We start from the raw sequence: 14341 nt of genomic DNA on the forward strand, positions 1-14341 counted from the left end.
GTGCAAGTTTTTCTCCGATTTTCCACTAAGCCGGTAGAGATATCCCTTCGACGAACGCAGTTCTGGCGGAGAGTCGAGCGATGCCGGTAGAGATTTTTTGGCGCCTGCCTACCCACGGCGATGGTCGCAAGGCGCATGACAGGCATACGCGCGGGGAATGGAACAAGCTGCCTCCCGCACTGCGCAAGGCGCCCGGCGAGCGCCACGGCAAGGCCGACGGCTTCGGCTATATCGATTATCTCGGACAAGTTGCCCGCGCCGCTGAGATCAACGGCTTCGACGGCGCGCTGGTGCCGACCAGTGGTATCAGCGAGCAGAGCTGGATCGTCGCCGCCGCCCTTGCCCGCGAGACGCGGCGCCTGCGCTTCATGGTGGCGCATCAGGCGGGCTTCACCGAGCCACATTTCGCCGCGCAGTCCGCCGCCACGCTCCAGCGCATCACCGGCGGACGCGTGGACATCAACATCATCACCGGCGGATCTTCAAAGGCCCAGCGCGCGCTGGGCGATTTCCTCGACCATGATAGCCGGTATTTGCGCACTGGCGAATTCCTGGACGTGTTCAAGCGCTACTGGAAGGAAGGGCCGCTCGATTATCGGGGCGAGCTTTACCGGATCGAGAAAGGCGGCTTCAAGGCGCCGCTGCGCGACACGCCACTGCCTCCGATCTACTTCGCGGGATCGAGCCAGCCGGCGATCGACGTGGCGGCTGACCATGCCGACGTTTATCTCGTCTGGGCCGAGCCTGTCGCCGGAAACGTCGAGCAGTTTGACCGTGTTCGCAAGGCGGCGGCGCAGCGTGGGCGGTTGGACAAGGTGCGCTTCGGCGTGCGCGTCGACATCATCGCGCGCGACACCGAGAAGGAAGCATGGGACGAAGCGCGGCGCCTGTTCGCCACCGCGACCGAGACCTCCAAGGCCCTGTTCAACGAACTGGGTCGTGACGGCAAGAAGGAGTCGACCGCCGAATCCGCCGGCGCACAGCGGCAATGGGCACTGCACAAGGGTCGCACCGACAGCTTCGACGACCTGATTGTCGCACCGAATCTTTGGGCCGGCATGTCGATCCTGCGCGGTGGTCCGAGCTGCGGCATCATCGGTAGCTACCAGCAGATTGCCGACCGGCTAGCCGAATATGTCGATGCCGGCGCCTCATCCTTCATCCTCGCGAGCAATCCGCATCTCGAGGAAGCCTACAACGTGGGCGAGGAGATCCTGCCGCTTCTGGGCGACGCCATTGCCGGGCTTCACAACGAACGCGTCCGCGCGGCCTGAGGACAGGATCATGGCACAGCCTTCGGTCGATACGCTCTGGTACACGCGCTGCTCGGTGCCGACGCCGTTCAGCTTCGCCGCGCAGTTCGGCTGGTTCGAGGAGGAGTTCGCCGGCGACCCGATCGACGTGCGCTCACTGCGCGAGTCCGGCAACGTGGATGAGCTCGCCTCCCACTTCGAGCACAGTCTGCCGAACAGCTTTCGTCAGGGCGGTAGCGTGCCGGCGATCTGGGCACGGGCGCGCGGGGCAGACACGCGCGTCATCGCGCTGACGTGGACGGACGAGCATCAGGCGATCATCGCGCTGCCCGCCTCCGGCATCCGGACCGCAGCGGATCTGAAAGGCCGGCGCATCGGCCTGCCGAAGCACGACATCACCATCGACCATAACCGCGCCTCGGCGCTGCGCGCGTTCGATCTCGTGCTGGCGCGGGAGGGTCTATCGCTGGCTGACGTCGAAATGATCGATCTGCCGGATATCGACGGCGATGGCAGCAAGCGTCGCGGCTTGTCTGGGCAGCGGCACCATACCTACACAAGCGAAGCTCACGCGCTCGCTGCGGGTCACGTTGAGGCGATCTACGTCAAGGACGTGCGCGGACAAGACGTGGCGCACCTCCTTGGCGCTCAGATCGTCGTCGACATCGGCAACGATCCCGATCCGCTGCTGCGTACCAGCAACTGCACGCCGCGCCCGTTGACGGTGAGCGCCGCGCTGCTGCGCGACCGGCCGGACATCGTCGACCGCTTCCTCGCCCGTGTCGTCGCCGCGGGCGAGTGGGCCGCGGCCAATCCGGACGGTGCGGTGCGCGGCATCGCCGGCGAGACGGGTTGGTCCGAGCCGGCGGTGCGCCGAGCCTTCGGGCTGAACGTTCACCGTGCACTCGGCGCCGATCTCGACCCGGAGGCTATCGAGGCCTTCGCCGAGTTCGTCAGCTGGCTTGCCGCGCGCAGCTTCATCGCCGCCGACTTCCCCGTCCATGAATGGATCGACCCCGCCCCGCTCGCCCGCGTGCGCGCCGCTCGTGCGACCGCGCCAAACATCCTCCATGCCATCGCCTGAAGGAAACTTGTCATGAGCAATCTTGCTACGCTGCCCTTGGCCGACGCGCGCGTCACCGAAGCTGCCGAGGCGATCGCCGCTGCCGGACGTGATCTGAAGGAAAAAGGCAGCCTGTCGACCAGGGGGCCCGGCGCGTTCAACGCCGCCGTGCGCATCGATGCGGACCGCTTCGTAATCGGATCGCTGAAGCAGGCGATCGTCGTGAGCTCGGCAGGCGAGCAGATCGGCGGCCCCGAGGACAAGAGCCTGCGCGAGGTGATCTCCGTCTACAAGGCGATCTTCGACGAGCGGCTGGACTTCGACGCCGCGCTGCACACCCACTCGCCGCACCTGACCGCTTATGCCATCGCGCATAAGCCCTTTCCCATCCGCTACTGGTCGGTCGCCAAGCGTGCGGGCGTGAACGAGATTCCTTTGGCGGAATGGGCACCGCGCTATTCATCCGAACCGGTGATCGAGACGTTGCGCAGGCATCCCAAGACGCCCGCCGCACTGCTGAAGAATCGCGGCCTGTTCGCGTGGGGATCGAACGGGGTCGCCGCGCTCGCCGCGCTGATCCATAGCCTTGACGAAGCGGCGGAGATCACCCTCCTGTCCGAGCGCATCGGCGGACCGCAGCCGCTACCCGAGGGCGCGGTCGAAGCCTTCGTCGCCGCCAAGGCCGGCTGAGCCCCCTCCCCTCGCCCGACAGGAACCGTTCGACCATGAAGCTTACCCGGCGGAACGCCGTGCTTGCCCTCGCCGCGCTGCTTGCCGCCTGCTCTGGCGGGGGCGCGGGCGAGCAGCCGAAGATCGTGCGCATCATCGCGGGAGGCTCGACCGTCCACGGGAAATATGTGCCGGGCAATCTCACCGGCGTCGTCGAGTCCGAGGGCTGGCTGAAGCAGCAGCTCGCCAGCCGGGGCTATGCGCTCGAATTTGTCGACATGCCGCATGCGATCGGCGGGCCGATGATCAACGAGGGATTTGCCAACAAGTCGCTGGAGTTCGCCTCATACGGCGATCTGCCGGCGGTGATCGGTGCGGCGGGGGGATCGCCGATCCGGCTGGTGCTGTCGCAGACGGGCGTGTTCAATTCCTACCTGCTGGTGCCCACCGGGTCTCCGGCGCGCTCCATCGCCGATCTCAAGGGCAAGCGGCTGGCGCTCCATCGCGGCCGGCCGTGGGAATGCGCGTTGGCGCGGGCTGCGGAAGCGGCTGGGCTGACGATCAACGACTTCAAGGTGATCAACGTCAATCCATCTGCCGGCGCAGCGGCCCTCGCCGCCGGCAAGGTGGATGCCTTCGTCGGTCCGGTCGCTGATGCGGATCGGCTTCAGCGCGAGGGCGCGGGGCGGATTCTCTGGTCGACCAAGCAGGCACCCGCCGCCTGGGCCGCGCGGACCGAGATCTGGGGCCGCAAGGATTTCGTCGCCGACCACCCCGAACTCGCAACGCTGGTCGCCGCCGCCTATCTGCACGCCGGAAAATGGGCGTCGGCGGACGGCAACCGCGACGCCTATATCAAGCGACTGAGCCTGGAGACGCCGGAAAGCGCGATCCGTGCCGATCTGGCCGATGCGGGACCGTGGAAGGCGCGCTTCGCTCCGCTCGATCCCGCGGTGCTGAAGGATCATTACCGCTACATCATCGACTATGCCGCCAAGACCGGGCTCATCGGCGACAAACCGAGCTTCGAGGATCTGACCGATACCGGCCTGACCGCGAACGCGCTGAAGCTGGCGGATGCGGAGGGCTTCTGGTCTGCGCCGCCTACGACGCCCGCGCAATGAGCGACGCCGCGCGGACGCTCGCTCCGCCGGAGAGCGGGCCGCATTTCATCCACCGTTTCCTGCTGCTCTCCGTCGTCAGCGGCACGTCTATCGCGCTCGGCCGGATCGCGACGCAGCTCTTCGCCATCCATCTTGGCGCCAATCCGCTACAGATCGGCACGATCATCGGTGTCGAGCAGGCGATGATGATGACGATGGCGGTGCCCGCCGGCTTCCTGATCTCGCACTTCGGCGTCCGCGCCAGCTATTTCACCGCCAGCCTCGGCCCGATGCTGGTCTATCTCGCCATGCCGTTCATCAGCGCGTGGCCGCTGCTGGTGCCCGCGCGCGCGCTGATCGGCCTGTGCATCCCGTTTCGCATCGTCTCGATGAACACCTCGTTCCTGCGCGAGCTGCCGCGCATCGGTGCGGACAAGGCCGGCTGGTATCGCGGATCGCAGACGATCGGGCTGGCGCTGATCGGCCCGTCGCTCGCGGCGCTGGTCACCGCGCAGTGGGGCTATGGCACCGCGTTTATCGCCTCAGGCCTGATGTTCGGACTGATGGGCGCATCGAGCCTCAGCTTCTTCCCCGATACGCGCGAGGCCGCCGGAAGCGCCCCCGCCCCGCTCCACCGCGAGGTGCGCGCGCTGCTGCGTGACGAAGCGGTGTTCGAGAGCATCGTCATCGAGCATGTCTCCAGCGCCACCGTGGCACTGTTCTCCACCTTCATCCTCGTCCTCGCGATCCGTGAGAGGGGACTGACGCGCGAGGCGGCGGTCTCGCTGATCGCGGTGCAGGGCGCCACCACGGTCGCCTCGCTGTTCCTGCTCAACCGCCTCTACATGCGGTTGAGCCGGCGGGCCGGCTATCTCTGGTCGCTGGTGGCGGGCGTCGTCGCGATGCTGTGCTTCGGCTTGGGCCGCAGCTACGCGCCGCTCGCCGCGGGCGCGGTGCTGCTGAGCCTCGCCTCCGCGTCGATCCACTTCCAGAACATGACGCAGCTGAGCCGCAGCCCGGCGAACAAGAGCAAGGTCTCGGGCCTGTTCAATCTCGCCGGCATGTCCGGCAACATGGTCGGCTCGCTCGGCGGAGGCATACTGAGCGCGCTCGCCTCGCTGCACGTCGTCTATCTGGCTTGGATCGCCTCGCTGTTCGCCGCCGCCGGGCTGATCCTGTGGCGCGCGCGGAGGCAGGATGCATGACCCGGGCGCGGTTCGATCCATTGCTCTCGCTCGTGGGCCTCCTGGCGCTGCTGCTTGCGTGGTGGACGGCGACACGGCTGGGCGTCTTCCCTCGGCAGGTGCTCGCCCCGCCGGAGAGCGTGTGGCGCGCGTTCGTGCAGGGCGCCGGATCGGGTGAGCTTGGCGCGCACATCCTCGCCAGCCTCGGCCGGCTCGGCACGGGCTATGCCGCCGGTGCGCTGGTCGGTGCGGCATTTGGCCTCGCCATGGCGCTGTCGCGCGAGTTCGAGGCCTATACGTCGGGCCTGTTCCATGCGGTGCGTCAGGTGCCGACGATCGCGTTCATCCCGATGCTGGTGCTGGTGTTCGGGGTGGAGGAGACATTCAAAATCGTCGTCGTCGCCAAGGCGAGCTTCTACCCTGTCGCGCTAGCGGTGTTCACCGGCATTCGCGGCATCTCCGCCAAATATCTCGACGTCGCGGCGGTCTACACGCTGTCGTTGGCGCAGCGGCTGCGGCTGCTGATGCTGCCCGCCGCGCTGCCGCCGGTGCTGACGGGCTTGCGCCTCGGCCTCAGCCGCGCGTGGGTGGCGCTGGTCGCGGCCGAGCTGCTGGTGGCAGACGAGGGCATCGGGCAGATGATGGAGATGGGCCGGCAGATGTTCCGGCTCGATATCGTGCTGATGGGCGTGGTGGTGATCGGCACGATCGGCTTCCTGCTCGATCACGGATTCAAGCTGCTGGAACGGCGGCTGACGAAGGGGATGTCGGCATGAGCTTCTCCGCACAGGCCGGCCCGGCGCTGTCCGGCTCGCACGCCGGCTTCGCCACGCCGCGGCTGCACCGGCTAAAAGGGTTGGTGCTGCCGATCGCGCTGCTGCTGCTGTGGGACATGCTCGCACGTCGCCACGTCGGGCAGGGCTTCGCCTTCGTCACGCTGGCGCAGCTGAGCGATGCGTTTGCGGGCGCGATCGCCTCGGGCGACCTGCTCGCCAACATCGTCGCCAGCCTGCGGCGTGTGGCGATCGGACTGGTGTGCGGCGGGGTGCTCGGCATAGCCCTCGGCACCGCAATGGCGCTGTCGCGCACGGTGGACCGCGTGGTCGGGCCGCTATTCCACTCCATCCGGCAGGTGCCGACACTCGGCTGGATCCCGCTGCTGGGATTGTGGTTCGGCTATGGCGAGTTCCCCAAGCTGCTGATCGTCACCAAGGCGGCGATGTTCCCGCTGGTTCTGTCTACCTATGAGGGCCTGCGCAACGTGCGGCAGGCGGATGTCGAGGTCGGCCGCGTGCTGACCCTCGATCCGTGGGTGCTGTTCTGGCGCGTGCGGCTGCGCGCAGCCGCGCCGATGATCCTGACCGGCGTTCAGCAGGCGCTCGCCTTCGCATGGATCGCGTGCATCGGCACCGAGATCCTGTTCGGCTCCGGCATCGGCATCGGCGCGATGATCGAGACCGGCCAGGTGGAAGGCAATATGGCCACCGTGCTGCTGGGCGTGATCTTCGTCGGCCTGATCGCCTTCGCGCTGACCACCGCCTTCAACCGCTTCACCGCCCGGCAGTTGCGCTGGCGCGACACGGAGGACCGTGCATGATCCCCTTCCCCACGCCGCAGGGCACGCATGCCGCACCGGTTGCGGGCGCGCTCTCGATCCGGGGCGTCAGCAAGGCGCACAAAGTCGATGGCCGCCGGCTGGACGTGCTGCGCGAGATCGACCTCGACATCGCACCGGCCGAATTCGTCGGAATCGTCGGTGCGAGCGGTTGCGGCAAATCGACCTTGCTGCGGCTCATCATCGGGCTGGACAATGCCTATGACGGCGAGATCCGTCTGGACGGACAGCGCATCCTTTCCACCAGCCTGGATCGCGGAATCGTGTTCCAGGACCACCGCCTGTTCCCGTGGTTGACGGTGGCGCAGAACGTGGCGGTGGCGCTTGCCAAGCGGCCGCTGTCAAAGGGCGTCAAGGCGCAGCTTGTGGCGGAGAATATCGCGCTTGTCGGCCTTTCCGGGTTCGAGAGTGCCTACCCGCATCAGCTGTCGGGCGGCATGGCGCAGCGTGCGGCGATCGCACGCGCGCTCGTCAACGAGCCCAAGGTGCTGCTACTGGACGAGCCGTTCGGCGCGCTCGATGCGCTGACCCGGCTGAAGCTTCAGCAGGACGTGCAGGCGCTGCGCCGGCGCACCGCCTGCACGATCGTGATGGTGACGCACGACGTGGAGGAGGCGATCACGCTGGCCGACCGGGTGGTCGTCATGAAAGGGCGGCCGGGCGTCATTACCCGCATCGTGCCGGTGGGCGCGCAGGGACGCGACCGCAGCAGCCCGGCGTTCGCGCGGCTACGCGACGATATTCTCGGCGAACTGATGGCCGAGCCTGCCACTGCGGCGGTCGCCAATCTGGACGACGCACGGCAGCGGCAGGGCTGATCGCCCCGAGCCCGAGCCTCAGGGCCGCTGGCGCAGCCGTTCGCGCGCGGCGGCGAGCGGGCGATGATCGACCCAGTCTGTCAGGTCGAAGTCGCGCTCGAGAAAGCCGTGAACCCACAGGAAGCGCTTCTGCCGGTCGAACAAAGCCAGCCGCTCATCCGATAAATCCGGATGGAGCGAGGCGTGGAAGCCGTTGCCATAGGCCTCCTCCACTGCGGCGCGCGTGCCGCGCGTCTCGTTCTCCAGCACCATCAGCACTGCATCCAGATTGTCGCGCGCCCAGTCGGCGGTGCGCAGCGTCTGTTCGAGGAAGGTGACGAGATGCTCAAAATGATCGTCGATAAGGCTCTGGTGGACGGTGATCGGACGCGGTGTGCCATTGTTCACGCGGAAGCGCCTGTCAGGCAGGGCATCGAGATCGACGGCGACCGCCAGACCCGCCTCGCGCGCGCCATCCACCGCCGAGGCGCCTTTGACGTAGAGCGCATCGACGCGGCCCGCGACGAGATCGGGGAAGGCCCACAGATTGCCGAGCCGCGAATCGCGTGACGGGTTGGCGTCGCGCCGACGGCTGTCCACCTCGACCAGCTCGACATCGTCCAGCGTCAGCCCCGCGGAGGCGAGCGCGCCGTGATAACCGGCGAGCGACATGCCGCGAGCAATGCTCGACCCGCGCGCGTGAGAAGGAATTTCATGCTCGATCCATGTCGGCAGGCCGAGCCGCTTGCCCTTCAGGTCTGCGGCGGAGGCAATGCCGGATTCCGGGCGGACAAGGATGACCTGCCGCTCCTCGATCCACGTCAGGCCGACGAGCTTCGTCGGCTCGTGCTGCGCGCGGGCCGCGATGGCGAGGATGTTACCCCCTTCGCGGATCAGCGTCGGCAGGCGATGGTCGTAATGGTGTCGCTGGAGCGGCCCTGGCGTCTCCTGCAAGGTGCGCACCGCTATGCCGGAGGGGGCGAACGCTTCCTCGAAGCGGCCCAGGCGATAGGCGAGCCCCGTCGCGGTCGGCACCGGGCAGCGCGTGAACCAGAGTTCAGAGAGTGCTTCGTTGCTGTCCGGTGCGCGGTCGAGAATGTCGAGCGTGGCCATGGTCGGACCCTTCCTGCTGCGTTATTCGGCGGCTTCGGCGTAGGTGATGACGCCATCCTGATCGACGGTGGCGCTGCGCGGGATCAGCCCGCTCATCCGCCATTGCTGCTGCAACACGCCGGGCCCGAGCGGCTTCGATCCGCCAAGGCCGGTGGCAAGGATCTGCAGCTGCGCGCCCTCCTCCAACAGCAGGATCAGGTCGGCTAGCCGAAGCAGGCCGTTGCGGCCCCAAACGGTTGCGCCGCCATTGGCCTCGACGATGCCGGGGATTTCCGGATCGCGCTTCAGCTGGTCAAGGATGAACTCTACCTCGGGCTGGAGACGGTTCACATAGACGGGTAGCTCGCGCACGAAGCGGTGCCGCTGCACCGGCACGTAGAGGAACGGCAAGGTCGCATGCGCCTGTGCGTAAGCGCCGAGGTGCGGCGTGTGGACGTGGCTGAGCGAGGTCACGTCGGCATGAGCGTGGAACAGCGCGGCATAACGCGCGCCGCCTCCCGCTCGCGCGTCGCCGAGGTAGACGGTGCCATCCAGGCCGAAGACGGAGAGCTGCACCTCGTCGAGATCGCCGCCCCACGGACCGTTATAGCCGAGATTGATCAGCTTCTCCGTGCCGGGAATGCGCTCGAGGAAGCTGATCGTGCCGGAGGGCGAGATGACGCGCGTTTGGCGCAGCACGCGGAACGCCTTGCGCGCATCCTTCTGCGCCTTGAGGAGGAAGGTTACTTCGGCGTTGGACAGACCGGACATGCGTGTCTCCTGCTATGCGGCGGCGAAGGTGGGCGCGCCCCCGCGCGGCGCGCGATTGGACATGTTCCTCACCCCAAGCTGGCCTTTGCCGTTGGACAGATTTTCCCAAGGAGCGGTCCCGCGGCTCTGGCGGATGCCCATATACTACCAGCGGGGTTGAGATTAGGCTCGCCTTTGCCAGCGACAAGCCGCGCCTGCGGGAACTCAGCTTGCACCGGCACGAAACAGTGAGGGGTTGGTCGTGGATCAGATCGTCGCGGTTAAGGCGTTCATCGGGGTCGCCGAACTGGGCAGCTTTTCGGGTGCCGCGCGGGCGCAGGGTGTTTCCCCCAGCCTCATCACCAAACAGATCCAGGCACTGGAGGAGAGCCTCGGCACGACCCTGTTCCAGCGAAGCACGCGAAAGGTCCAACTGACGGAAGCGGGCAACGTCTATCGCCAGCACTGGCGCAAGATCCTGTCGGATATCGATACGGCGGACGCCGCCGTCGGAGCGGCGCAGCGCGAGATGAAGGGCAGCCTGCGGCTGGGTGCGCCGCCTGCCTTCGGCCGTATGGTGGTCGCGCCGCTCGCCGTCGGCTTTGGTCGCGCCTTTCCGGAGGTGGCTATCGACCTTGTCTTCACCAGCAGTCAGGCTGATCCACTGGCGAGTGGCATCGATATCCTGTTCCGGGTGGGTCATGCCGGGGCAACGGACGCGGCGGGAGTGATGGTGCGCCGGCTGGCGAGCTTTCCCCTGACGATCTGCGCCTCGCCCGCCTATCTGGACGCGCACGGCACCCCTCGCACGATCGAGGACCTCTCCGCCCACGTCTGCGTCGACCGCATCCTGCCCGGGCAAACTGGGATCAATCCTTGGCGCTTCACCCGCGCTGGGCAGATGGTGGAGGTGCCGACCGGCGGCTCGATCCGTGCCAACAGTGCCGATGCGGTGATCTCCGCCGGCGTGCACGGGCAGGGCTTGATCTACCAGCCCATCTGCCTCGTGCGCGACGATCTCGCCAGCGGGCGGCTGCGGACGGTGACGGTGGACGCGCAGACGATGGAACTGCCGTTGTCCGCGCAGTGGCGGACGGATCGCCATATTACCGCCCGCCTGCGCGCCTTCATCGATCATGCCGCGACGCAGTTGAAGGCAGGCGCCAGCACGGACGATCCGGCTCGCCGGGCGTGACATGGGGAGCCGCACGTTCACGGTCGTTTCGCATCAGAAACGCCCGACTACCGAGGCAAGAAAGCTGCGCGGGCGGCCGTAGATCTGATTGCTGAACCCGCTGGTGATGGGCTGCGCGTGCGTCTGATACGTCTTGTCGGTGATGTTCTGAACGGACACCGCGAAGGCAAGCCGATCGCTGTCATCGACCGACCAGCTGATCCGGGCATTGGCCAGCGCATAGGCGCCCTGCGACAGGACGGGATCGTAAGCGGTGATCTGCGACGCGATGGTCGGATAGAAAAAGAATTTGGAGCGCCAGTTGGCGTCTACCAGAAAGGTCAGGCTGCCTTTCGGCAGGTCATGCGTATAACTGGCCGAGGCGCTGGCGGTGAATTTGGAGGTACGAGGCGGGCGCGCGCCCAAGATCGTCGCGGTCTGGCCGAAATCCTTGGTATATTCGGCATCGAGATAGCCGAATGAGCCCGATATTGAGAGGCCGCGCAGCGGCGCGGCATTCACACGCAGCTCGACGCCCTTGATCTCCGCTGCACCTGCATTCCGGAACAACACGATCGCATTGTTAGGAAGCGGATCGATCTGCGTGGGCACGTTCACGACGAGATTGGCGTAATCGTACCAAAAGGCCGACAGATCGACGGCGAGACGGCGGTTGAACAGGTTGGTCTTGAGACCGATCTCGTACGCGTCGATCTTCTCGGGGTTGAGCACGAAGATCTGGTTCGCCCGCAACGTCGCCGGGCGAACGCCCGTCGCGGCGAGCGGCAGGTCGACCGTTCCCGTGCTGGTGCTCGGGATCAACACGTTGCCAGTACTGGTATAACCACCCGGCAGCACGCCGTGCGCATAACGGAAATAGGCGCGGGCCTGCGGGCTGAGTATATATTCGGGCGTGATGTCGTAAGTCCAGGCGTTGGTCTTCTGCCGCGCCTGTTCGGCGAAGATCAGATCGCGCGGGCGGTAGAGTTCGATATTCACCTGCGGCAGATTGGGGATGAACGTCGCGCCGGTGCCCGCGATGTTCGCCGCGCCATAAAGCCAGTCGAACCGGCTCTTCTCGGTCGACCAGCGCGCTCCGCCGCTGATGCGGATGGCATCGCTGATGCGGTAGCCGAGATTGCCGAAGAAGGCGAGGTTTTCGATCCGGTGCTTGTAAGACGAGTCGGTGAATTGCGGCCCTGCACCCCAGGCATTGCTGGTCGAAGTCGCGCTGCCGGGATCGCCGCGGACGTAATTGGCGGTGACGCTGTCATTCTCCAGCACGCCCTTGAACGCATAAAGGCCTGCCAGCCACGTAAAGCGCGTTTCCCCGGCGGAGGCGATGCGCAACTCCTCGCTGACTTGCCAGCTCCTGCCCGTGATCGCGTTGAGTTGATACGGCCCGCCGCTGCCGTAGAAGCGGCTGTTCTGTGGGATCGCGACGCCGGCACCCGTATCCTGCTCCAGCTTGTTCTGCTCGTAGGCCGTGATCGATGTGATCGTCGCCACCTCCCCGTCCCACGTCAGCTTGGCATTGGTGCCGCGAGCCTTGATCTCCTCGGGCTCGATATCGGGGGTGAACGTCTCGTTACGCCGACCCCTCGCATAGCCGTTGGGGAAGATGGAGCGGAACGCCGCCGTGGTGTTGGTGGTGACCGTGGAGGGCGAGAAATTGGTGCCCTGCTGCGGCCCCGAATAGTCGCGGGCATGCGCGTTCAGCAGAATTGAAAGCGTCTCGCTGGGCTTCAGCAGCAGCTGCACGCGCCCGGCGACCTCGGTCGCACCGGGGTGACGGCGGCCGGTGTAGCGGTTTTTCTGCCAGCTATCCCAGTCATTATAGTAGAAAGCCGCGCGGCCGGCGATCTTGTCACCCAGCAGCGGTCCGCCAAACGCCGCCTCCAGCCGTTTCTCGCTATACGAGCCATATTCGAGCTGGGCATAGCCCTCACCCTCAAAGGTCGGCTTCTTGGAGACGTAGTTAATCGCGCCCGCGTTCGAATTCTTGCCCCACAAAGTGCCCTGCGGCCCGTTCAGCACCTCGACGCGCTCGAGATCGAACACGGGATAGCCTTGGTTCGAGATGTCCGAGATGTAGACATCGTCATAATAGATGCCGACGGGGTTGATCGTGTTGTTGCCGGTATTGTTGGTGCCGATGCCGCGGATGAACCATCGCGCGCGTGAGGGGCCATGCGGCTGTGCGGCCTGCGCGTTCGGGACGAACTGGAGCACGTCGTTGGTGGTGCGGATCTGGTCCGAGGCGAGCAGGGTCTCGCTGCCCAGCACCGACAGCGCCAGCGGCACTTCGGATGCGCGCTCGGACCGGCGCTGCGCCTCGACGATGATCTCGACCACTCCGGTGTCGCCAGGCGCGTTGGCGATGGCGTTATCGGCGGCCGCGGCGGACGCCGACACTGCGGCAGCGGGTGCATTTGCGAGATCGACGGATGCAGCCGCAGCCGGCGCGCTAATCAGAGGAAGCAGGCTTGCGCCGCGGAGAATGGCCGGCAAAGTCACGTTCTGTCGTCCCTGTCGCTCTATTTTGAGCCTGGCCGAGCGATATAGAGCGTGCTCCCGCTCCGCTTCAGGGACGCGGTTGGTGCCGTAACTCTACTCAACCATGCTGGTAGAGTTACGGCTAATGGCGACGCCGCTCGGCGGCAATGATAGGATTCTTGCGGCTCTGCATAGTTTAAATCGAGGCATTTAAATGCTCGTGAGCAGAGACCGAGCAGCATTACCCAACTTTTGCTCTTAGTTCATTTGAGTGTTTCCGCACTGTACGCAATCAACCATCGATATCTAGCCGACACTATCACATTCAGACGGTGCGTTGACTCCGCATCCCGCGTCATCGTTCCGCAAACTGCCTCGTGGCACCACGTCTCCCGCCCCTTGGCCCACTTCAATCGGCGATGCAGGAGACCTCCCAATCCTTCGACTCAGCCGCATGCCGTCTCGTTGGCGACCTACCGCGTGCGCAGCAGCTCGCCCACGCCACCAATGCGGGTATTGTTCGAACTAAATAGAGCATGCGCCGCTAACACGAACTTGGCGCTAAGCCACACCGCAACAGGCATTCTGAGCTCTGCGCCTATCGCGCTCACGCCGCCGGCAGAATTCTTTCACCCGAAGGCCAGAGGCCCAAGTTCGCGTAAACGGCGGAAGCTGGATCCTCACGCAGTGTGGAGTTGATTTCGGCGGGCATATACTGGGTCGTCAGAACGATATGAAGTCGATTGATCGGTTCGACCCACATGCCCGTTCCCGCAGCACCGCCCCAGCCAAACACACCGGCGGGCATTCGCACAACCGACAAGGCCACCTGCATCGCTGCACCAGAACCAATATCCTCGAGTACATTGCCGAAATACTGTACGTTTTTGCCTCCGGGCATCAGGCTGATTGCCGGCGCGCTGACGCTGATCCGGCGCACGCGGATGACGGAGTAGCACCAGTTGGCTGTTTCCGACGTGTCCGATCTGCCGCAGCCGCTTCCCTAGCCGGAGCCGCAGGACGTCAACTAGCCGAGCCGATCGAGGCTTGAGCAGACTCAGGTTCGGCCATTCGATGGGCCCTCCCCGTTCCCCAACTCCGGCCGCTCGATCACCCCGCCGGCACGGCCGCTATCAGCAAGCTAG

13 protein-coding genes are annotated in these 14341 nt (G+C 65.9%); 9 read left to right on the forward strand and 4 right to left on the reverse strand.

The annotated features are described in order from the left end of the window. The first annotated feature begins 80 nt into the window (after window positions 1–80). Genes BM360_RS07250 through BM360_RS07285 form a run of 8 tightly spaced genes read left to right on the forward strand, consistent with a single transcriptional unit; the run spans window position 81 to window position 7705 of the window. Window positions 81–1274 (forward strand): LLM class flavin-dependent oxidoreductase, encoded by a 1194-nt coding sequence (locus BM360_RS07250; protein WP_093312870.1) that lies wholly within the window; start codon window positions 81–83, stop codon window positions 1272–1274. A gap of 10 nt (window positions 1275–1284) precedes the next feature. Beyond that, window positions 1285–2337: an ABC transporter substrate-binding protein gene (locus BM360_RS07255; protein WP_093313862.1), complete on the forward strand. Its 1053-nt coding sequence runs from the start codon at window positions 1285–1287 to the stop codon at window positions 2335–2337. A 12-nt stretch (window positions 2338–2349) separates the two neighbouring features. After that, window positions 2350–3006: a class II aldolase/adducin family protein gene (locus tag BM360_RS07260; RefSeq protein ID WP_093312872.1), complete on the forward strand. Its 657-nt coding sequence runs from the start codon at window positions 2350–2352 to the stop codon at window positions 3004–3006. Between the two features lie 35 nt (window positions 3007–3041). Continuing rightward, window positions 3042–4109 (forward strand): ABC transporter substrate-binding protein, encoded by a 1068-nt coding sequence (locus tag BM360_RS07265; RefSeq protein WP_093312874.1) that lies wholly within the window; start codon window positions 3042–3044, stop codon window positions 4107–4109. Continuing rightward, on the forward strand, window positions 4106–5293 hold the full coding sequence (locus tag BM360_RS07270) for an MFS transporter (protein ID WP_093312876.1): 1188 nt from the start codon (window positions 4106–4108) through the stop codon (window positions 5291–5293). The genes BM360_RS07265 and BM360_RS07270 overlap by 4 nt, the downstream gene beginning before the upstream one ends. Continuing rightward, the gene (locus tag BM360_RS07275; RefSeq protein ID WP_093313864.1) at window positions 5290–6048 is read left to right on the forward strand and encodes an ABC transporter permease; all 759 of its coding nucleotides are present in this window, start codon (window positions 5290–5292) and stop codon (window positions 6046–6048) included. The genes BM360_RS07270 and BM360_RS07275 overlap by 4 nt, the downstream gene beginning before the upstream one ends. Next, complete coding sequence (locus tag BM360_RS07280; protein WP_093312878.1) at window positions 6045–6869, forward strand: ABC transporter permease; 825 nt, start codon at window positions 6045–6047, stop codon at window positions 6867–6869. Before BM360_RS07275 ends, BM360_RS07280 begins: the two co-directional genes overlap by 4 nt. After that, on the forward strand, window positions 6866–7705 hold the full coding sequence (locus tag BM360_RS07285) for an ABC transporter ATP-binding protein (protein WP_093312880.1): 840 nt from the start codon (window positions 6866–6868) through the stop codon (window positions 7703–7705). The genes BM360_RS07280 and BM360_RS07285 overlap by 4 nt, the downstream gene beginning before the upstream one ends. Before the next feature lie 18 nt (window positions 7706–7723). On the opposite strand, the gene BM360_RS07290 is transcribed toward BM360_RS07285, so the two are convergent. After that, on the reverse strand, window positions 7724–8797 hold the full coding sequence (locus BM360_RS07290) for an ABC transporter substrate-binding protein (protein WP_093312882.1): 1074 nt from the start codon (window positions 8795–8797) through the stop codon (window positions 7724–7726). Window positions 8798–8818: 21 nt separating this feature from the next. Beyond that, the gene (locus BM360_RS07295; RefSeq protein WP_093312884.1) at window positions 8819–9547 is read right to left on the reverse strand and encodes a class II aldolase/adducin family protein; all 729 of its coding nucleotides are present in this window, start codon (window positions 9545–9547) and stop codon (window positions 8819–8821) included. Window positions 9548–9788: 241 nt separating this feature from the next. On the opposite strand from BM360_RS07295, the gene BM360_RS07300 reads away from it, so the two are divergent. Next, window positions 9789–10721: a LysR family transcriptional regulator gene (locus tag BM360_RS07300; RefSeq protein ID WP_165611227.1), complete on the forward strand. Its 933-nt coding sequence runs from the start codon at window positions 9789–9791 to the stop codon at window positions 10719–10721. A 33-nt stretch (window positions 10722–10754) separates the two neighbouring features. Here the strand turns inward: BM360_RS07300 and BM360_RS07305 are convergent, their stop codons facing one another. Then, window positions 10755–13055 carry a TonB-dependent receptor gene (locus tag BM360_RS07305; RefSeq protein WP_165611228.1) on the reverse strand — a complete coding sequence of 767 codons (2301 nt, stop codon included), beginning with the start codon at window positions 13053–13055 and terminating at the stop codon, window positions 10755–10757. Window positions 13056–13803: 748 nt separating this feature from the next. After that, complete coding sequence (locus BM360_RS19300) at window positions 13804–14136, reverse strand: hypothetical protein (RefSeq protein ID WP_131819211.1); 333 nt, start codon at window positions 14134–14136, stop codon at window positions 13804–13806. Between the last annotated feature and the right edge of the window lie 205 nt (window positions 14137–14341).

The organism is Sphingomonas jatrophae, from assembly GCF_900113315.1.
In the GTDB taxonomy this organism is placed as follows: Bacteria; Pseudomonadota; Alphaproteobacteria; order Sphingomonadales; family Sphingomonadaceae; genus Sphingomonas_P; species Sphingomonas_P jatrophae.

Bases quoted from the DNA above. Each gene is read 5' to 3' on its own strand.
- BM360_RS07250 (WP_093312870.1), top strand. From the start codon at position 81: ATGCCGGTAGAGATTTTTTGGCGCCTGCCTACCCACGGCGATGGTCGC.
- BM360_RS07255 (WP_093313862.1), top strand. From the start codon at position 1,285: ATGGCACAGCCTTCGGTCGATACGCTCTGGTACACGCGCTGCTCGGTG.
- BM360_RS07260 (WP_093312872.1), top strand. From the start codon at position 2,350: ATGAGCAATCTTGCTACGCTGCCCTTGGCCGACGCGCGCGTCACCGAA.
- BM360_RS07265 (WP_093312874.1), top strand. From the start codon at position 3,042: ATGAAGCTTACCCGGCGGAACGCCGTGCTTGCCCTCGCCGCGCTGCTT.
- BM360_RS07270 (WP_093312876.1), top strand. From the start codon at position 4,106: ATGAGCGACGCCGCGCGGACGCTCGCTCCGCCGGAGAGCGGGCCGCAT.
- BM360_RS07275 (WP_093313864.1), top strand. From the start codon at position 5,290: ATGACCCGGGCGCGGTTCGATCCATTGCTCTCGCTCGTGGGCCTCCTG.
- BM360_RS07280 (WP_093312878.1), top strand. From the start codon at position 6,045: ATGAGCTTCTCCGCACAGGCCGGCCCGGCGCTGTCCGGCTCGCACGCC.
- BM360_RS07285 (WP_093312880.1), top strand. From the start codon at position 6,866: ATGATCCCCTTCCCCACGCCGCAGGGCACGCATGCCGCACCGGTTGCG.
- BM360_RS07290 (WP_093312882.1), bottom strand. From the start codon at position 8,797: ATGGCCACGCTCGACATTCTCGACCGCGCACCGGACAGCAACGAAGCA.
- BM360_RS07295 (WP_093312884.1), bottom strand. From the start codon at position 9,547: ATGTCCGGTCTGTCCAACGCCGAAGTAACCTTCCTCCTCAAGGCGCAG.